The 19,134-nt window shown below is 65.1% G+C and carries 17 protein-coding genes and 1 riboswitch; of the genes, 6 read left to right on the plus strand and 11 right to left on the minus strand.

Translation table 11 applies throughout. The features are described 5' to 3' along the window. Window positions 1-198 precede the first annotated feature (198 nt). Window positions 199-717, minus strand: coding sequence for a GNAT family N-acetyltransferase (locus ABD842_RS12550; RefSeq protein WP_345114293.1), 519 nt, complete (start codon window positions 715-717; stop codon window positions 199-201). 139 nt (window positions 718-856) lie between these two features. Between ABD842_RS12550 and ABD842_RS12555 the strand changes: the two genes are divergently transcribed. Next, entirely contained in the window at window positions 857-3,085 is a 2,229-nt protein-coding gene (locus tag ABD842_RS12555) for an alpha-ketoacid dehydrogenase subunit alpha/beta (RefSeq protein ID WP_345114296.1), read from the plus strand. A 53-nt stretch (window positions 3,086-3,138) separates the two neighbouring features. On the opposite strand, the gene tamL is transcribed toward ABD842_RS12555, so the two are convergent. After that, the gene (gene tamL, locus ABD842_RS12560; RefSeq protein ID WP_345114298.1) at window positions 3,139-5,700 is read right to left on the minus strand and encodes a translocation and assembly module lipoprotein TamL; all 2,562 of its coding nucleotides are present in this window, start codon (window positions 5,698-5,700) and stop codon (window positions 3,139-3,141) included. An 8-nt stretch (window positions 5,701-5,708) separates the two neighbouring features. On the opposite strand from tamL, the gene ABD842_RS12565 reads away from it, so the two are divergent. Further along, window positions 5,709-6,452 (plus strand): TrmH family RNA methyltransferase, encoded by a 744-nt coding sequence (locus ABD842_RS12565; RefSeq protein WP_345114301.1) that lies wholly within the window; start codon window positions 5,709-5,711, stop codon window positions 6,450-6,452. Between the two features lie 101 nt (window positions 6,453-6,553). On the opposite strand, the gene ABD842_RS12570 is transcribed toward ABD842_RS12565, so the two are convergent. The 7 genes from ABD842_RS12570 to ABD842_RS12600 all read right to left on the minus strand — a co-directional run bounded on the left by ABD842_RS12570 (window position 6,554) and on the right by ABD842_RS12600 (window position 12,973). Next, window positions 6,554-7,711, minus strand: coding sequence for a porin family protein (locus ABD842_RS12570; protein ID WP_345114303.1), 1,158 nt, complete (start codon window positions 7,709-7,711; stop codon window positions 6,554-6,556). A gap of 19 nt (window positions 7,712-7,730) precedes the next feature. Beyond that, the gene (locus ABD842_RS12575) at window positions 7,731-8,606 is read right to left on the minus strand and encodes a hypothetical protein (RefSeq protein WP_345114306.1); all 876 of its coding nucleotides are present in this window, start codon (window positions 8,604-8,606) and stop codon (window positions 7,731-7,733) included. Continuing rightward, complete coding sequence (locus ABD842_RS12580) at window positions 8,587-9,165, minus strand: RNA polymerase sigma factor (RefSeq protein ID WP_345114309.1); 579 nt, start codon at window positions 9,163-9,165, stop codon at window positions 8,587-8,589. Before ABD842_RS12580 ends, ABD842_RS12575 begins: the two co-directional genes overlap by 20 nt. Before the next feature lie 288 nt (window positions 9,166-9,453). Then, window positions 9,454-9,813, minus strand: coding sequence for a CoA-binding protein (locus tag ABD842_RS12585; RefSeq protein WP_345114312.1), 360 nt, complete (start codon window positions 9,811-9,813; stop codon window positions 9,454-9,456). Window positions 9,814-9,940: 127 nt separating this feature from the next. Further along, window positions 9,941-11,506: an NAD(P)/FAD-dependent oxidoreductase gene (locus ABD842_RS12590; protein ID WP_345114315.1), complete on the minus strand. Its 1,566-nt coding sequence runs from the start codon at window positions 11,504-11,506 to the stop codon at window positions 9,941-9,943. 200 nt (window positions 11,507-11,706) lie between these two features. Further along, window positions 11,707-12,096 (minus strand): acyl-CoA thioesterase, encoded by a 390-nt coding sequence (locus tag ABD842_RS12595; protein WP_345114318.1) that lies wholly within the window; start codon window positions 12,094-12,096, stop codon window positions 11,707-11,709. Between the two features lie 184 nt (window positions 12,097-12,280). Then, window positions 12,281-12,475: riboswitch (cobalamin riboswitch) on the minus strand. Between the two features lie 165 nt (window positions 12,476-12,640). Then, complete coding sequence (locus ABD842_RS12600; RefSeq protein WP_345114320.1) at window positions 12,641-12,973, minus strand: hypothetical protein; 333 nt, start codon at window positions 12,971-12,973, stop codon at window positions 12,641-12,643. 248 nt (window positions 12,974-13,221) lie between these two features. Here ABD842_RS12600 and ABD842_RS12605 point away from each other — a divergent pair, with 248 nt between their 5' ends. Continuing rightward, window positions 13,222-14,544, plus strand: coding sequence for an MFS transporter (locus tag ABD842_RS12605; RefSeq protein WP_345114323.1), 1,323 nt, complete (start codon window positions 13,222-13,224; stop codon window positions 14,542-14,544). A gap of 113 nt (window positions 14,545-14,657) precedes the next feature. Next, on the plus strand, window positions 14,658-15,191 hold the full coding sequence (locus ABD842_RS12610) for a DUF2911 domain-containing protein (RefSeq protein ID WP_345114326.1): 534 nt from the start codon (window positions 14,658-14,660) through the stop codon (window positions 15,189-15,191). 103 nt (window positions 15,192-15,294) lie between these two features. On the opposite strand, the gene ABD842_RS12615 is transcribed toward ABD842_RS12610, so the two are convergent. After that, the gene (locus ABD842_RS12615) at window positions 15,295-15,546 is read right to left on the minus strand and encodes a hypothetical protein (RefSeq protein ID WP_345114328.1); all 252 of its coding nucleotides are present in this window, start codon (window positions 15,544-15,546) and stop codon (window positions 15,295-15,297) included. Between the two features lie 9 nt (window positions 15,547-15,555). Next, window positions 15,556-16,551, minus strand: coding sequence for a tryptophan 2,3-dioxygenase family protein (locus ABD842_RS12620; RefSeq protein WP_345114331.1), 996 nt, complete (start codon window positions 16,549-16,551; stop codon window positions 15,556-15,558). Between the two features lie 201 nt (window positions 16,552-16,752). Between ABD842_RS12620 and sdaAB the strand changes: the two genes are divergently transcribed. Then, window positions 16,753-17,433 carry an L-serine ammonia-lyase, iron-sulfur-dependent subunit beta gene (gene sdaAB / locus ABD842_RS12625; protein WP_345114334.1) on the plus strand — a complete coding sequence of 227 codons (681 nt, stop codon included), beginning with the start codon at window positions 16,753-16,755 and terminating at the stop codon, window positions 17,431-17,433. A 24-nt stretch (window positions 17,434-17,457) separates the two neighbouring features. Further along, a complete protein-coding gene (locus ABD842_RS12630; protein WP_345114337.1) occupies window positions 17,458-19,002 on the plus strand; it encodes a TolC family protein in 1,545 nt (514 codons plus the stop codon). Window positions 19,003-19,134 lie beyond the last annotated feature (132 nt).

Here is a 19,134-nt window from a genome sequence, read left to right on the forward strand (position 1 = left end):
GCCAGCAGGTAGTAGAATCGGAAAAAGCGTTCCGCCCGCCTCAGAGCAGGGAAAAGACGCGCGGCAAGCCAGCGGGGCCGACCGCAAAGGTAACGGGTTTGAGGGAGGATTGAGGCTGGCGGCGCGGGCCTGCCCTGAACCAGCTGGCCTCCGACCCGAACCAGTGGCCCAGCGTAGATGGCCGCTGGCCGTTGCAGGCTAGGCCAGCGGCTTTTCCAGCACCAGCAGCTCCAGGGGCTGGCGCGCGCGCCCGAAGCGTGGGTCGGTAGGAAAGGGCACCACGGCACCCGTGCGCCGGTAGCCGTGCCGCTCGTACCAGGCCAGCAGCTCGGGGCGCACCGAAATTACCGTGATGCGGATTATGCTCCGGTCCCGCTGCCGGGCGTAGGCTTTGGCGGCGCTCAGCAGCTGCTTGCCCAGGCCCTGGTTCTGGCGCGTGGCGGCCACCGAGAGCATACCCAGGTACAGCGCGTCGGGCTGCACTTCCAGCAGCACGGAGGCCAGCAGCACGCCTTGTTCGTCGCGGCCGAGCAGGATGCTCACGTGCTCGGGGGCCAGCAGCTCGCGCAGGGCAGCGGCGTCGGTGCGCTGCCCGCTCAGCAGGTGCGCTTCCGTCGTCCAGCCCTTTTCCGACTCGGGGCCGCGGTACACGCTGTTGACAAAGGCGGCCAGCTCGGGCGTGTCGGCCGCCGTGGCCAGCGTCAGAGAATGAATCATGGGGTAAAGGTAGGGTCCGCGGCGTATTCCCATAGCCATTTTTGGCCGCTCAGGGGTGGTTAACCGGCTTGCCGGAGCAGGGCAGCACGAAGAACCAGCAACGAAAAACCGAAATCGAGCGGCCAAGCGCTACTTTTGCATGCTCACCCGCCGCTCCTTCATGCTCACGCCTACCACCCCCGCCCCGGAACTTCAGTTTATTGATTCGCACGCGGCCGTCGAGCCCGACCTGGGCACCCAGCTGCGGGCTTACGCGCTGCTGCGCACGGCCGACGAGCTGGCCCGTCTCTACGAAGAGAACAAGGCCGTGACGGCCAAGTACGTGCACGCCACGGCCCGCGGCCACGAAGCCATTCAGCTGGCCGCCGCCTTCCACCTGCGCGAAACCGACTACGCCACGCCCTACTACCGCGACGACGCCCTGCTGCTGGGCCTGGGCATCTCGCCTTACGAGCTGATGCTGCAGCTGATGGCCAAGCGCGACGACCCCTTCTCCGGCGGCCGGACCTACTACAGCCATCCGTCGCTGCGCCGGGCCGGCTTCCCCGTTATTCCCCACCAAAGCTCGGCCACCGGCATGCAGGCCATTCCGGCTACCGGCATGGCCCATGGCCTGCACTACCTGGAAAGCCAGGGCCTGCCGGCTACGCCCGTCGGCCCGCCGGCCGCCGCTGGCCACCCCGCGGACACCGATGAGGCGGGCATCGACCAGGCGGGCTTTCTGAACTCACCGGTGCTGCTGACCGATTCCCGACCCGTGGTGCTCTGCTCCATCGGCGACGGGGCCATGACCGAAGGCGAAGTAGCCGAAGCCCTGCAGATGGCCGTGCTGCACCAGCTGCCCATTATCTACCTGGTGCAGGACAACGACTGGGGTATTTCGGCCACCGGCCGCGAGATGCGCGCCATGGACGCCTACGAGTTTGCCGCCGGCTTCAAGGGCCTGCAGCGCCTGCGCGTCAACGGTGCCGACTTCGCCGACTCCTACGCCGGCCTGGCCGCCGCCTTCGACTACGTGCGCCGTACCCGCGGCCCCATCCTGGTGCATGCCAAGTGCCCGCTGCTGGGCCACCACACCAGCGGCGTGCGCCGCGAGTGGTACCGCGGCGACAACCTGGCCGAGCATACCATCAACGACCCGCTGCCCCGCCTGCACCAGCAGCTGCTGGGCCTGGGCGTGGGCGAGGCCGAGCTGGCCGGGCTCGGCGAGCAGGCCCGCGTCCTGGTGGCGGCCGACTACCAGCGCGCCCTGGCGGCGCCCGACCCGGACCCGGCCACCTTTGCCGACCACGAGTTTGCCCCGCCCGCTACCACTGCCGAAGCCGGGGAGCGGAGCCCCGCCGGGGCCGACAAAGCCCTGATGGTGGATGCCGCCCTGCACGCCGTCGACGACATTCTGCGCGAGTTTCCCGAGGCCCTGTTCTACGGGCAGGACGTGGGCGGCGAGCTGGGCGGCGTGTTCCGCGAAGCGGCCCTGCTGGCCAAGAAGTACGGCGACACCCGCGTGTTCAACACCCCGATTCAGGAAGCCTACATCGTGGGCAGCACGGCCGGCATGAGTGCCGTCGGGGCCAAGCCCATCGTCGAAATTCAGTTTGCCGACTACATCTGGCCGGCCCTGAACCAGCTGGTGGAAGAGCTGTCGAAGTCGTGCTACCTGTCCAACGGCAAGTTTCCGGTGCAGGCCCTGATCCGGGTGCCCATCGGGGCCTACGGCGGGGGCGGCCCCTACCACTCGGGCTCCATCGAAAGCACGCTGCTCAATATCCGCGGCATTAAAGTGGTGTACCCCAGCAACGCGGCCGACATGAAGGGCCTGATGCGGGCCGCCTTCCTCGACCCCAACCCGGTGGTGATGCTGGAGCACAAGGGCCTGTACTGGAGCAAGGTGCCCGGTACCGAAGACGCCAAAACCGTGGAGCCGGCCACCGGCTACGTCATTCCGCTGGGGGTGGCCGCCGTGGCCCAGCCGGCCGATGCCGCCAAGCTGCGCCAGGGCGAAACCTGCACCGTGATAACCTACGGCATGGGCGTGCACTGGGCCAAAACGGCCTCCCGGCAGTTTCCTGGCCAGGTCGAAATCCTGGATCTGCGCACCCTGAACCCGCTCGACTTCGACGCCGTGCAGGCCGCCGTGCGCCGCCACGGCAAAGCCCTGGTGCTCACCGAAGAACCCCTGATGAACTCCTTCGCCGAAAGCCTGGCCGGGCGCATCCAGCGCACGTGCTTTCCGCAGCTCGACGCGCCGGTGTTTACCCTGGGGGCCGCCAACCTGCCCGCCATTGCCCTGAACGTGGCGCTGGAAAAGCAGATGCTGCCCAGCGCCGACAAGGTAGCCGCGGCCCTGGCCGAGCTGCTGGCGTATTAAGCTTCAAGCTGAAATCAATAGCTTGTGGCTTGTGGCTTGAAGCGTGAAGCTTTTTAAAACGGGTAGCCGATACCGATATTAAAGGCAGTCTGGTTGTCGCGGAAGCTGAACTTCGACAGCACCAGCTTTTCGCCCGGGGCGGTGGGGTCGTACACTTTGGTGGCCACGTCGAGGCGCAGGATCAGGAAGGTGAAGTCGAAGCGCAGGCCCACGCCCGAGCCCACGGCAAACTCCTTGTAGAAGCGGTCAATTGCAAACTCCGCGTCCTTGCGGGTGTCGGCGTGCAGGGTCCACACGTTGCCGAAATCGGTAAACAGCGCCCCGTTGATAAAGCTCCACACCGGGAAGCGGTACTCCACGCTGCCTTCCAGCAGGATCTCGCCGGGCTGCTCCAGGTCAAAGTTCTGCACCAGCTCACTGTTGGGGTCCTTGGAGTCGCTCAGGCGCAGCGAGGTGTAGGAGCCCGGCCCCAGGCGGCGCGGCTTCCAGGCCCGCAGGCTGGAGCTGCCGCCGGCAAACACGTACTTATCGTAGGGCACAACGTAGCGCTGGACGGTGGTTTTGGTGCCTTTCACGGGGTCGATTAGCTCATCTTCGCTGGTCGACAGCGCACTCACGATGCCCGCGTTCAGCCGGTAGGCCAGGTAGGACTTGGGCCCCAGCTTATAGTAGCGCCGGTAGTCGGAGTTGAACTTGGCGAAGTTGTAGACTCGCAGCTCCAGGTTTTGCTCCAGCGCCTTTTGGTACAGGCCCTTGGTCAGGCCCCCGAGTTCGGCAAACAGCCGCAGGTAGTAGGCGTTGCGGGTCTGGTTGAAGTCGTTGGAGTTGTAGAGCGAGGTGGCGTTGAAGCTGGGCACAAACTGCTGCTTGAAGCTCTGGTTGAGCGGAGAGCCCAGCTGGGCCAGCGAATCCAGCTTGCGCCGGAACGTGGGGTTCACGTAGGGCGTGTTGACCAGGCTCAGGTCAATCGGGGTCAGCACGTACTGGTGAAAGGCGGAGCGCTGCCAGATGTAGTCGTAGGTGGCCTCCAGGTTGGTGCGGATGTACTCGGGCCGGATCACGTAGGTGTAGGCCGCGTTGATGCGGGTGCGCGGGTTGTACTGGGTCAGAAACCGGTTGGTGCGCCAGGGCACCAGAAACTGGGGCAGCACCAGGTTGGCGTTGGCCCCAATCTGGGTGGTGTACACGGGCTGAGTCTGGACCTCGTTGTTGACCAGCGTGCTGGTGTACTGGCCTTCAAAGCCCAGCCGGACGCCAAACTCCAGGGTTTCGGCCCCCCCGAACACGTTGCGGATTTTCAGCCGCTCGTTGGCGAAAGGCCCGGCCAGGCGGGCCACGTAAGTCGCGCCGGCCTCGCTGGTTTCCTGATATTTCTTGGCCGGCGAGGCATTGATGGTTGCGTCGAGCTGACGCAGGGTGGTGTCGGTGGCCGAAGGGGAGTTGCGCACCCGCAGGTAGTTGACCGTGTTAAAGCGAAACACGTCGAGGTTGCTGAGCTGGCGCTGGGTGAGCTGGGTGCTGGTCAGGCTGTAGAGGTCGCCGGGGCGCACGGTGAGCTTGCGGTCCAGGGTCTTGGGGCTGATCAGGTGCTTGTAGGCCAAATAGTAGACGGAGTCCTGCACCAGCGTGTCGCGGGCCTGTCCGAAGCGGGTGATGCCGGCGTCGGCAATGAAGCGCACCCGGCGAATAACGTACTGGTAGTGCCGCCGCCCCGGGCCGGGGTCGGTAATGATGGTGCGCAGCCGCACGGTGGCGGGGGCAAAGCTGGTGTCGGCTTCCAGCGTCACGTACTGCTGGCGGAAGTCGAAGTAGCCCTGGTTCTTGAGCAGCGTCTCCAGCCGGCTCCGCTCGTTGCCGATAACCTCCTCGTCGTACTGGTCGCCCACGTGCAGCAGCGAGGCCGGCTGGCTGGCAATGACGCGGCGGGCAATGGCCGAGTCAGCAATGTCAAAATCAAGCTGCGAATACTTGAAAGGCTGGTTCTCGGTGACGCGGTAGGTGACCGTCACGCGGCGGTTGTGCACCGTGTCGGGCCCGCTCAGCAGGCGGCCGAGCGAGAAGCGCTGGTCGGCCACGGTATCAGTGGCCGACACGGAGCTGCGGAAGAAGCCCTTCGACTTGAGGAAGGTGCCGATCTGCTCCACCGTCTTGCGCGTCAGGGCCGAGTCGTAAATCACCGGCGGCTCGCCCAGGCGCATCACGGCGTTGCCCTTGTCGAGGGCGCGCTGGAGGCGGCTGGTACGCTTTTCGCGCCGCACCAGCAGCCGGCCCACCTTCACCGAGTCGGGCCGGGCGGCCTGCAGGCGCTCATCAAACTCGCTCTGGATGCGGGCCAGCTTGAGCTTGAGCCGCCCGTCGTCATAAAAAGTGCGTCCCAGCTGGTAGATTGCTAGCTTTGGCAGCGGAACCCGGGTGTTGGGCTGCTGCTGGTAGAGGGCGGCAATGCGCTCGGCATCGGCCTGCTTCACGCCCTCGAGGCGGATGCGGCTGAGCAGCTTCTGCCGGGGCTCCAGCAGCTTCAGCGGCGAGCAGCCCCCCAGCAGCAGCAGCAGCGCCCCGGTAAGCGCCGCGGGTAATCGGAGAATAGAAATGGCCCGGTGCCGGGCTTTAGGCAACAACGAATATGGTTTCAAAAGCAGTAGCGAAATATGTGCACGCGCTGCACCTGAAGAAATACCGGCTTCGGCACGGCGCTTTCCTGGTGGAAGGCGGCAAAAGCGTACAGGAGCTGCTAAGTTCCGCACTTCTAACGGAACGCGTGTTCCTGACGGCTGAGTTTGCGGCAAAAATCCCGCCGCTCCCGGCGAAAGTACCGGTTGAAATTGTAACGGAGGAGGAATTAACCCAGCTGGGCACTCTGGCCAACAATACCACCGCCCTGGCCATTGCCCGCCTGCCTGCGGAAACGCCGCTGCAGCCGGCCCCCACCCGGCTGCTGCTGGCCCTGGACCAGGTGCGCGACCCGGGCAACCTGGGCACCCTCATCCGCCTGGCCGACTGGTACGGCCTGCAGGGCGTGGTGTGCTCCGATACCTGCGCCGACCCCTGGGCGCCCAAAACCATTGCCGCCACCATGGGCTCCTTCACCCGGGTCGCCGTCTGGCAGCGCGAGCTGCCCGAGTGGCTCGATACGCTGCCGCCCGCGCTGCCCCGCTACGGCGCCCACCTCGAAGGCGACAACGTGCACCGCCTCAGCCTGCAGCCCGGCGGCGTGCTCATCATGGGCAGCGAGTCGCACGGGCCGCGGCCGGAGGTGCTGGCCCGCCTCACCCAGCGGCTCTACATTCCCGGGGCCGGCGGGGCCGAAAGCCTCAACGTGGCCGTGTCGGCCGCCATTCTGCTCGACAACTTTCACCGGGCGCTGTAGACTACCAGACCAGAGGAGCGGCCGGCCAGAACGAGACAGGCCCCAAAAAAGGCCCGGCAGAACGTTCTGCCGGGCCTTTTCGGGAGTGCGCGCAGCGGCGCTTATATCGAGATGCCAAAGCTGACGGTCTGGCCCTGGGGGCCGCGGTTGTCCTTGAACAGGTCGTTCAGGCCGTACTTCACGAACAGGTCGATGCCGCGCACGCCGATGCCGCCCTGCAGGCCGTACTGGAAGTCTTCCAGGTTGTAGGAGCTGCGGTCCTTGTCTTTGCGGGTGTTGCCCTCGCTTTCGTACTTGATCTTGGTGTGGCTGCTCAGGCGGTAGCCCGCGTAGCCGCCGGCCGAGAGGCTGAACATGCTGTGGCCCTTTTTGTCCTTGAAGTTCAGGTTGGCCAGCACGGGCAGGTTGAGGGTGGTAACCGACAGCTTGCTTTTCTCCAGGCTCAGCGTGGGCTCCCGCAGGATGTCGGTGCGGGTGTCGGTGGCGAAAAGGCGGCGGTTCTTGTCAAACATGTAGTTGTTGAACGACAGCTCGGGACCCATGATCAGGTGCAGGGGGCTGGCTTTGCCGCCCACGCGGATTTCGTAGAGGTAGTTGAGGCTGACGTAGCGGGAGCCGGTGGGCTTCAGGTCGAAGTCCTGGTCGACGCCGCTGGCATCCTTCCAGGGGCTGCGGTTGATGAGCGTGTTGAGGCCCAGGTCGAGGTTGACGTTGCTGTGCACCACCTTGTTGGCGTACTCCTGGCGCTTGCGCCGGCTTTTTTCGGCCCGCAGCGAGTCGCTGCCGCCCTTGTTTTTGCCGCCGATGGTGATGTTGATATCGTCGTTGTCGTTGGCGTCCTTTTCATCGTCATCCACCGATACGGTAATGTAGCGGCCCACCTTCGTGGTGGTTTTGCCGGTGCCTGCCTGGGTGTCCTCGGCCCGCACCGTAATGCGCACTTCCTCGGGGGCGTTGGTGCCGGGGTGGTCCTTGGCGGGGTAGAACTCCATCGTGACGGCCTTGTTGTCGGCATTCTTGCTGGCCGCGTCGGCCTGGCTGATGTAGCTGTCGAGCAGAATCATCAGCGAGTCGAGGTGGTAGGTGCGCAGCTCCTTGAGCTGGGCCTTGTTCTTGGTCACCAGGGTCATCGTGGCCTTGTTGGGCAGCTTAACCAGGATGGTGTCGTCGTTGGTGGGGCGGGAGGCGGCCTGCGTGGCGCAAGGCGCGGCCAGAACTGTCAGCAGCAGAGCTGCCAGCAGCGAAGAGAGACGTTTCATGACGAGGGGGTTGAAAAGCTTAGAGTTGAATGTCTTTGGTCGAAAGCGAGTGGTTCAGCACGTTGAGCGTGACCACCGGCAAATCCACTTTTTCGCGCACTTCGCGCAGCGCCACCGTACCGGCTTTGCGCAGCAGGCGCCCTACCAGGCGGGACTGTGGCTGGTCCGGCGCGTCCGCCAGGGCCAGAGCCTGGGCGGGCAGGCCCCGGCGTACTTCTACTTCAATGGTACCCGTCGGGGCCGGCGTTACCAGCGCCGTGGCCGCTTCGGGCTTCGGCAGCGCCTGGGCAGCCCGGGCCTCCGCCACCGGGCGTTCCGGACGCGCCGTGGGAGCTGAGGCATAGACCGGAGCCGGGGCTGGTTGCGGCGCCGCCGGCTGGCGGCGCGTCCGGGGCGCTACCGTGGTGCCAGCTACCGGATGGCGGCTGGGTGCCAAGTCATCCTGCGGCCGGGCTACTGCTGCGGGCCGGGGCGCGGCCGGGGTTGCGGCGGTTGCCGGGGCCTGGGGCGAGGTGGCCGCTACCAGTGGTTCAGCCCGATTGGCTTCTGGGAGGGTAGATGGAGTCTGGCCGGACGGGGTTGCCTGGGCAGCGGAAGGTTTTTCGGAAAAAGGCGCTCTTATCGCGACGGAGCCGTCTTTCCGGGCTGCCGGCGTTTTTGTTGCAGTGGCCAGCGTGCCTTCCAGGGTGCCGGCGCCGGGCGTCGGCCACAGCCAGGAGCCGCCGGCTACCAGGAGCAGGGCCACCACGGCGGCCGCGGCGTAGAGCCACATGGCCGGCCGCTTCCTGGCGGGCTGCAGCTCAGCTTCGAGCTGGGTCCAGAGGTAAGCCGGCGGGGCGGGAGCATGGTCGCGCAGCTGGTCGCGAAACAGCTTATCAATATCTTCCGGTTGCATAGTATTCTTTCGGTTCGGTGGTGGGAGTGGCGCTCAGGTTGGCTACCGCGAGGCGGCGCTGGAGCATGGCGCGGGCTTTACTGAGCTGAGATTTGGAGGTGCCTTCCGAAATACCCAGCATCTCGGCAATTTCGGCGTGGGAAAAGCCCTCCAGGGCGTACAGGTTGAAAACGGTGCGGTACCCGGCGGGCAGCTGAGCCAGTACGGCCAGCATGTCGGCCGCGTTGAGCTGGCTTTCGGCTTCGGCCGGCGTTACGGCCAGCTCGAGGTGCGAATCGTCGATGGCCAGGTGCATGGGCTCCTTGCGCCGCAGCTGGCCCAGGGCCTCGTTGACCATGATGCGGCGAATCCAGCCTTCGAAGCTGCCCTCGTGCCGGTACGAGTCCAGGGCCCGGAACACTTTGGCAAAACCGCCCAGCATCACTTCCTCGGCATCTTCGCGGTGGCGCAGGTAGCGCAGGCACACGCCGAACATCATGCCCGCAAACTGCTCGTAGAGCTGCTTCTGGGCCCGGACACTGCCCTGGCGGCACGCGACGATGAGTTCGGTTTCAGTCACGGAAGTAAGGATAGGATCAAACGATAGACGGCGGTTTGGCAGGGTAGATACTACGGTAAGCCGATGGGTTGCCTGGGGGGCAGGGAAAGTTAAAAATAGCAGTTAACACTCGTTCTCGTTGCGAGCAGCGCGAAGCAATCCGTCCGGAGCAAAAAAGCAAGCCTGCTAAAGCAAAAAGCCCCGACGTATGCGCTACGCGGGGGCTTTTATAAGAAAGGAGCTGTTCACACTTTAGCGGACGGATTGCTGCGCGCTGCGCGCAGAGACGGGTAAACGGGGCCTTGAAGCCTAATAGTTGCCAATGGACAGCATCACCAGCGTGCAGGCTTCCTCGGTGCGGATGCCGCGCTGCTGGGCCAGCTTTTCCAGCTCGGCATTTTCGGTGCCGGGGTTGAAGATGATGCGCTTCGGGTTCAGGTCCAGAATGTAGTCGTACCAGGCAGGCTGATTTTGCGGGCCCACGTAGAGCGTGACGGTATCGATGTCGGCCTCCGGGGGCCGGTCGGTGTGAATGGCGAGGCCGGCCACCTGGCCCTTGCGGATGCCCACGGGCACCACCTCGTGGCCGTGCTGCCGGAGCTGGTGCACGGCCCGGAAAGAATAGCGGGCCGGATTGTCGCTGGCCCCGAGAACTAAGGTCTTTTTCATGGTGGTTTTTAGGTAGTCGTTTTTAGTTTTTGGCCCGGGGGAGCGGAGGATTTGGTGCCGCCGCAACCACAAGTCAGTTGTTTAAACGAAAGACTGCGGCCAAAAACCAAAAACCACTCACCAAAAACTACAAGCGGGCCAGCACCGCTTCGGCGCACCGCTCTCCGTCCATGGCCGCCGACACGATGCCGCCGGCAAAGCCGGCGCCTTCGCCGCAGGGAAACAGGCCCCGGATTTCGGGGTGCTGGAGCGTGTCCCGGTCGCGGGGGATGCGTACGGGGGCCGAAGTGCGGCTTTCCACGCCCACAATCTGGGCCGCGTTGGTGGCGTAGCCGGGAATCTTGCGGCCGAAGTCGCGGAAGCCCTGGCGCAGGCGGTCGGCCAGGCCCGCGCCCAGCACCTGCTCCATATCCACCGATACCAGCCCCGGCTGGTAGGAAGTTTCGAGCAGCTCGGCCGAGCGGGTGCCCTTGAGAAAGTCGCCGAGAAGCTGGGCCGGGGCGCGCTGGGTGGCGCCGGCCAGGGCGCAGGCCCGCTGCTCGATTTGCTGCTGCAGGCGCAGCCCCGCCAGCTCGCCGTACTGGGCCAGGTCCAGGTCTTCGAGTTCAATGGCCGTCACGATGCCCGAGTTGGCGAAGCGGGAGTCGCGGCGGCTGGGGCTCATGCCGTTCACTACCACCTCGCCCGGGGCCGTGGCGGCCGGCACGATAAAGCCGCCGGGACACATGCAGAACGAAAATACGCCCCGCTGCCGGCCCTGCCACTGGGTTTGGTGCACCAGCGCGTAGGAAGCCGCCGGCAGCGGCCCGCGGTCCTGCAAACGGTACTGGGCCTGATCGATGAGCTGCTGGGGGTGCTCCACGCGCACGCCCAGGGCGAAGGGCTTGGCCTCGATGCGCACCCCGCGCCGGTGCAGCAGCTCGTAGATGTCGCGGGCTGAGTGGCCGGTGGCCAGAATCACGGCGTCGGCTTCCAGGGTCTCGCCACGGGCCGTGACTACCCCGCGCAGGTGGTTCTGCGCCAGAATCAGGTCGTCCACCCGCGTATCGAAGCGCACTTCGCCGCCGGCCGCCAGAATACTTTCCCGCAGGGCGGCCACCACGGAGGGCAGCTTGTTGGTGCCGATGTGGGGGTGGGCATCGACGAGAATATCGGGGGTGGCGCCGTGCTGCACCAGCAGGCGCAGGATGCGCTGAATGTCGCCGCGCTTGGTGGCCCGGGTGTAGAGCTTGCCGTCGGAATAGGTGCCCGCCCCGCCCTCGCCGAAGCAGTAGTTGGAATCCGGGTTCACCACGTGCTCCTTATTGAGGGCGGCCAGGTCGCGGCGGCGGGTGCGCACGTCCTTGCCGCGCTCCAGCACAATGGGTTTCAGGCCCAGCTCGATGCAGCGCAGCGCCGCAAACAGCCCCGCCGGCCCCGCGCCCACGATGAGCACCGAGCGGCGGGCCCGGCTCACGTCGGGGTACTGAAACCAGGGTCCGAACGTATCGGCCGGGGGACGGCTGAGCCAGATGTCGGCCCGCAGGCGCACCAGCGGCTGGCGGCCGCGGGCGTCGATGCTGCGCTTGCGCAGGTGCACGAAGTCGGCCTCGCCGGGCTCCAGGCCCGTGGCTTCCAGCAGGGCGCGGTAGCGGGCAAACTCGTCGTAGGCTACTTCGGGCGGCAGCAGCACCTCAATTTCTCTCTTGGACATAAGGCGAAAGGTTTCGAGCCTTTAAACCGGGGCAGTGAATGGGGGAAAGGGCAAAGATACGGCGGGCGGCATCTCCCCCCCAACCCCTTCTCCAAAAGATAGGGGGCTTAGAGTACCAACCAGAAGTCAGCCCGCGAGATACTTCGGCTGCGCAGACGCCAGATCAAGCCTGACGTTGTGCCTGTTACGCTGCCATTCTCCTACTCCGCCAGAATCTTCACCGGGCGCTTGTCGGCGTCGATGGCGACGAAGGTGAACAGGCCGGTTACGGCCTTGGTGCGCTCCTCGGAGTACATCTGCTCCACGAACAGATCCACGCGCACCTGCAGGCTGGTGTTGCCCACGCGCACCACGTTGCCGATCAGCTCGACGAGCGTGCCGCCGGGTATGGGGTGGGTGAAGTCGACCTTGTCGGAGGAGACGGTGACCATCTTCAGGCGGCTGAAGCGGGTGGCGCAGATGAAGGCCACCTCATCCATCATGTGCAGCGTGGCGCCGCCGAAGAGCGTGTCGTAGTGGTTGGTGGTGTTGGGAAATACGGCTTTGAAGATGCGGGTTTCGGCGCGGGCAATTTTCTCGTCGAGGCTCATGAGAGGCGGAAAAAGGAAGGGAAGCAATACGCCCTTGCCGGATTTCGGAAAGCCCCGCGAACTGAGCAATAACGGGAATCGTCCGGCCGCACGACGAGCCCGGCCCGGCCGCACTGCCGCGGGCCGGAAAAGGCAGAAACCGTGCACCAGCACCCGATAAAGGCCTCATTTCGCGAAGGCAGCCTTACCAATAAGACGGAAGGCAGGTCTCCTGACTCGTAACATCTTCCCCGCCCTTCTCATCCCGCCGGAAGCGGGACAATGGGTTGCTGTGGGGGAAAACAAAGTCGTTACTTACAGTAGCGCGTCTGTCCGGGATTTGCACCCGGTTCCCTGTTCGGGGCGGAATTACCCGCCCACCTTCCGTCGTCTGATGAATAAAATCCAGCAAAGGACAACGGCGGCGAAGGTAGCGGTTTTGCGCGGCTGGCGGGGCCCCGGGCCGGGTTCCATGCAAAAGCCCCTTGCCGCGGGTCGGGTAAGGGGCTTGATCCGTAACGAAGGAAGCGTGGGCGCGGGGCGGGGCGGCTGGGTGGGCGCGGGGCTACTCTGCCAGCTCCGCCGGGTCGGGGGCACTCCGGGAAGGGCCGGGGCTGTTTTTGCGGGGCCAGAACGCCTCCATCGACTGGTTGAACGAAGCCAGCACCTGGGCCCGCACTTCCCCCGAGCTGTGGCGCAGCAGCTTGCCGAGCATCTCCCGGTACATTTCGGTGGTTACCTCCAGCCCCTTGGCACTGACCAGGCCGTGGTGGAGCAGGTCGCAGTTGGTGGCCACCGACCGGGCGATGGAGTCCGCCAGGTCTTCCCGCGCCAGGTCGGCTTCTTTAAAGGATTGTTCCAAACGAGCGTTGATGGCGGGGGTGGGCTTCTGATCCATGATCGAAAGAGAAGAGGGCGATGGTGGAGGACTGAACCGAAAAGATGGTTTAACTGGTTCAGCTTGGCGGGCGGTTTTCGGCCGGTTTTGCGGCCAAGGCCCCACCGGAGGCAGCCACTATCGGCCGACTGCTGAGCGAATACGTAGTTTGCGGCCGGCTGGTTTAAACCCGCGCCGGGGCAGCCGACTGCCTATAGTGCCCCGCCTCGGCCGAAGCCGGCCTCTTTCGTCTTTATCCGCCCCCCGCGATGCCCGCCTCCCGTACTGTCCCCGATCTGTCGTCTGCCGCGCGGCTGCGCTCCATCTTCAGCGGCTCGGTGGGCAACCTGGTGGAATGGTACGACTGGTACGTGTACTCGGCCTTTGCCCTGTATTTTGCCCCCGCGTTCTTCCCCAAGGGCAACCTCACGGCCCAGCTGCTCAACACGGCCGCCATCTTCGCCGTGGGCTTTCTGATGCGGCCCCTGGGCGGCTGGCTGATGGGCGTGTACGCCGACCGGCACGGGCGCAAGGCGGCCCTGCTGCTGTCGGTGCTGCTGATGTGCGCGGGTTCCCTGCTCATTGCCCTCACGCCCTCGTACCAGCGCATCGGCGTGGCGGCCCCCATCCTGCTGGTGGTGGCGCGGCTGGCCCAGGGGCTGAGCGTGGGCGGCGAGTACGGCACCTCGGCGACCTACCTCAGCGAAATGGCCGACGCCAAAAACCGGGGCTTCTACTCCAGCTTCCAGTACGTGACGCTCATTGCCGGGCAGCTGCTGGCCTTGCTGGTACAGCTGGGCCTGCAGCGGGTGCTCAGCCCCGGGCAGATGTACGCCTGGGGCTGGCGGGTACCGTTCGTGATTGGCGCGGCGGCCGCGGTTTCGGCCCTGTACCTGCGGCGCAGCATGGCCGAAACCGACGCTTTCGAGCAGCAGCGCCCGGTAGCGGCCGGCTCGGAAAAGCCGGCGGGCAAGCTGGCCGTGCTGCGGCGCTACCCGCGCGAGGTCTTCACCGTGGTGGGCATGACGCTGGGCGGCACCATTGCCTTTTACACCTTCACCAACTATGCCCAGAAGTTTCTGGTCAACACCTCCGGCTTCAGCAAGGCCGACGCCACGCTGATTTCCTTCGGGGCCCTGGCCGTCACCGTCGTCTTGCAGCCGCTGCTCGGGGCGCTGTCCGACCGGGTGGGGCGGCGGCCGGTGCTGCTGTTTTTCGGGGTGGGCGCCACGCTGGCCACGGTGCCGCTGCTCACGCTGCTGGGCCGCACCCACGACGCCTGGACGGCCTTCGGGCTGCTGCTCATCGGGCTGGTTATCGTCAGCGGCTACACCGCCATCAACGCCATTGTGAAGGCCGAGCTGTTTCCGACCGAAATCCGGGCCCTGGGCGTGGGGCTGCCCTACGCGCTGACGGTGGCGTTGTTCGGCGGCTCGGCCGAGTACGTGGCCCTGCAGGCCAAAGACCACGGCGTGGAAAGCTGGTACTACTGGTACGTGACGGCCTGCGCGGCCATTTCCCTGATCGTGTACCTGCGCATGCCCGACACGAAGCGCACCTCCCGCCTCGACGACGAGCCGCTGTCGATGTAGGGCGCGTGCAACGTCTGGGGCGCAGGCGGCGTCATCTGGCCGGAGGCCGGACAAACAAATCCGGCCGTTCCTTCTTTTCAGGCCAACCATTCTCCCTCACTTCCCCACTACCCATGCGAAACGCTGCTTCCCACTTCCTGCTGGCCGCCCTGCTGCTGCTGACCGGCTCCGCCTACGCCCAGGGCCAGAAGATGCCCGAAGACAAATCGAAGCGCCCGAGCCCGCCGGCTACGGCCACGGCCATGGTAGGTGGGGCCACGGTGACCATCGACTACAGCCGCCCGGCCATGAAGGGCCGCAAGGTGTTCGGCGGGCTGGTGCCCTACAACGCCGTGTGGCGCACCGGGGCCAACGAAGCCACCACCTTCACCGTGGACAAGCCCGTGAAAATTGAAGGCCAGGCGCTGCCCGCCGGCAAGTACGCCCTGTTCGCCATTCCCGGCGCCACCGAGTGGACCATCGTCTTCAACAAGACCGCCAATCAGTGGGGCGCCTACGAGTACGACGCCAAGCAGGACGCGCTGCGCGTGAAGGTAAAAGCCAAAAAGACGGCCGCGCCGGTCGAGCAGTTCACCATCACAGCCGATAAGGCCGGTAAGGTGAGCCTGATGTGGGAAAACTCCCAGGCCGACTTTATGGTGAAATAGCTTCCAGCGCTGTCTTTCAGAAGGGCCGAAAAAAGTGGCCGCCGTTCCTTTGCTACCAGGCAAGGAACAGCGGCCACACTGCTTTCAGGGACCAGGAAAGCGCTTATCGAAGCCGCCGGGGATACTTCTTAACCGGCTTCGATTTCCGGGAAGGCCGATGGAAAAGCAGGATGGACCCCAGCAGCGCCCCGCAAACGTAAAGCAGCCAGACCGGATTGAGCGTGCCGTTTTTGCCCGGAACTGAGTGGATACCGCGCAACTGCCCCATCATTCCGCTGCTGACAAGCAATAGGCTCAGGGCCCCCAGCAGGTAGCGGCCGTACCGCTCAAGCCAGGTTCTGGTTTTGCGGATCATGCGGACCCCTCAGTGGTTGACCGGCGTTACCGCCCGCGCCTCTTCCAGAATGCTTTCCACCCAGCCCTTGCCCCATTCTTCCAGGTCCTGCTCGGTCCAGAGCTGGGGGTAGAAGATGCGGCGCTGGAACTTGGGAGGCAGGTACTTTTTCCAGTTGGTGCCCCCGGTAGCGGCCAGGGCCGTCGGGTCGCGCTCCAGGTAGCGCACCGCCGACTTGTAGTGCATCAGGGGCCAGTTCACGTTCACGTTCACGTCGAGCTGCTTGAGGGCGCGCAGCAGGCGCGGGTGCTGCCGGTCCTCGGCCGACAGGCGCTGCACGGTGCTCCACACGTTCGTGTCGTGGTAGGCGGCGGCGTGGTCGGTCAGGTGCTGGCTGTACTTTTCCTCGAACTGCACCAGCGTCAGGGCCTTGGCGCCGGTTTCCTCGATGGTGGCGCCGGCTTTCCAGTAGATGCAGCCCATCAGCTCGTCGTGGGCGGCGGCGTCGCCCAGCAGGCGGCGCTTTTCCTGGTTGAGCAGGTTGCTCAGGTCGGTGCTGGCAATTTCAATCATGCGGTACTGCACGCTCTGAAAGCCCGAGGCGGGCATCAGGGCCATGCGGAACTGCAGAAACTGCTGCTTGTCCATGCCGTCCACCATCACGTCGAACGAGTTGATCAGGTTCTCGAAGTAGCGGTTGATGCGGCCCACGCGCAGGGCCAGCTCGCCCACGGTGGGTGCCGTCAGCTGCCCGATCTGCTCGTACTCGCACAGGCAGAGCTTGAAGTAGAGCTCCGTAATCTGGTGGTACATGATAAAGATCCGCTCGTCGGGAATCAGCGTGAGCGGGCGCTGCAGGCTCAGCAGCGTGTCGAGCTCGATGTAGTCCCAGTAGTTGACGTAGTCGGCGTGGTACAGGCCTTCGAGGTAAGCAGCCAGGTCCTGACCATCAGCGGCATACTTCTGCTGAAGTCGGCGGAGCTGCTCAAATACGGCGGGCGAGAATTCGTCCTGGGTGGCGGGCATGGGAGAAGGAAAGGGGTGGGAGTGGGGTGGGAGTGGATACAAAGAACGAAAAAGCCGCCGAATGCGCCAGGTCCAGGCAACTCTTCGGGGGCGGAGCGCATCTTTGGGCACAGTGGGCCCAGGGCCTGGTTCGGCCCCGGTCGGACAAACTCCGGGCTCCGGTTGCTTTCCCGCCCGAAACCCCTACTTTTAGCCCGTCCTATGGCTGAGAAAAGCAGTATTTTTGATATGATCGGGCCAGTGATGATTGGGCCCAGCTCCTCGCACACCGCCGGGGTAGTCCGCATTGCCAGCGCCGCTATCCGCATTCTGGGCTCCTTGCCCACGCATGCCACCATCACCTTCTACAATTCCTTTGCCCGCACCTACGAGGGCCACGGCTCCGACCGCGCCATCGTGGCCGGCCTGCTGGGCATGGCCACCGACGACAAGCGCATCCGCGAGGCCTTCGACTACGCCAAGGAGGCCGGCCTGCAATACGTGTTTCAGAGCGTGGGCAACGCCAGCACCATGCACCCGAACACCATCCGCCTGCAGCTGCGCGACGAGCGCAACGGCCACAGCGTGGAGGTCATCGGGCAAAGCCGGGGCGGGGGCGTGATTCGCATTGTGGAAGTCGATGGCTTTCCGTCCGACTTTTCCGCTTCCCTGCACACGCTTATTATTGACGCCGACGACCGCACCGGCTCCATTGCCTTTATTGCCTCCGTCATTGCCCACGACGACTGCAACATCGCCACGATGTTTGTGAGCCGCAAGGGCAAGAATGACGCGGCCCGGCAGTTTATCGAGATGGACTCGGGCCTGCGCGCCATTACCCTCGATTACCTGCGCCAGCTCAGCTGGGTGCAGCGCGTGACCTATATTCCGAACATTGACTAGGTGCCTGAGACGACCTGACCGGCTATGAAACCAACCCGTACTTCGCTTTCCCGCCTGGCTGCCGCCGGGGTCGGGGCATTGTTAGCAGGCGCTGCGGCCCTGCCCGTCGCGGCCCAGCAGCCGCAGTCCACGCCCGCCCAGCCGCCGGCCGGGACGCTGCCCGCTGCCGCGCCCAGTGGCCCCTACACCCTGCGCCGGGCCGTAGACGTAGCCCTGCAGAACAACCTGACCATCCGCCAGCAGCAGCTCACCAACCTGAACACGGATGCCGTGCTGCGCCAGAGCCGGGCGGCCCTGCTGCCCTCGGCCAGCGCCAACGCCACCCAGAACTGGAACTACGGCACCAGCGTCGACCCGCTGACCTTCCAGTTTCAGGACCAGACCATCCGGACCAATAACTTCTCCCTGAACTCCCAGGTGACGCTGTTTTCGGGCTTTCAGCTGCGCAATACCATCAAGCGCAACGTGCTCGACTACGAGGCCGGCCTGAACGACATCGAGAAGTCGAAAAACGATATTGCCCTGAACGTAGCCTCCTCCTACCTGCAGCTGGTGCTGGCCCAGGAAATCGTGCGGGCCAACGAAACGCGCGTGAACAGCAGCCAGCAGCAGGTCAGCCGCACCCAGAAGCTGCTCAAAGCCGGCAGCGTGGCCGAAAGCAACCTGCTCGACAGCCAGGCCCAGCAGGCTTCCGACGAGCTGAACGTGATTACGGCCCAGAACCAGGTGGCTTTCTACAAGCTCCAGCTGGCCCAGCTGCTCAACCTGAGCTCGGCCACCGGCTTCGAGATTGAGGTGCCGACCCTGCCTGACCCCGACGATGAGGTGCTGCTCACGGCCGACCCCGACGGCACCTACGATACGGCCCAGGGCCTGATGCCGGAAGTGAAAGCCGCCGACCTGCGGGTGGAAAGCGCCCTGCGGACGGTGGAAGTGGCCCGGGGCGCCTACTACCCGCGCCTCACCTTCGGCGGCGGCCTGTTCTCGGGCTACTCCTCGTCGCGCACCACCCCGGTGTTTACCGGCGAGCTGGAGGAAACGGCCCGGCTGCCGCTGTTTCTGGAAGACCCCGTCACCAAGGTGCGCGTGCCGGTGCCCAATACCTACGCCATTGCCTTTCAGCCGGGGTTTAAAAGCCTGCCCGACGGGTTCTTCAGCCAGGTGAAAAGCAACTACGGCAAGCAGCTGCAGTTCAACCTGAGCGTGCCGATTCTCAACGGCCTGCAGGTGCGCACCAACGTGCAGCGCTCCGAAATCGGGGTGAAGCAGAACCAGCTGCGCGCCGAGCAAACCCGCCTGCAGCTGCGCCAGAGCATTCAGCAGGCCTACGCCGACGCCATTGGCGCCCAGCGGCGCTACTCGGCGGCCAAGCGCCAGACCGAAGCGCTGACCACGGCCTACCGCAACGCCGAAATCCGCTTCAACAACGGCCTGCTCAACGGCACGGACTTCAACATCGCCAAAAACAACCTCTACGGGGCCGAGTCGAGCATGATTCAGGCCAAGTACGAGTTCATCTTCCGCCGCAAGGTGCTGGACTTCTACCAGGGCCGCGCCCTGGACCTGTAAGCGCCGGGCGGACCTGCTACGCCGGGTAAAGACCTCTGCCGCCGCGGTAATACCTTATTACCACCCGGGGCAGAGGTCTTTTTCTGTGCTTCCGCCCGGCCCGGCTGCGCATTACTGCCGCGGACTTCCTTT

The organism is Hymenobacter algoricola, from assembly GCF_039539525.1.
In the GTDB taxonomy this organism is placed as follows: Bacteria; Bacteroidota; Bacteroidia; order Cytophagales; family Hymenobacteraceae; genus Hymenobacter; species Hymenobacter algoricola.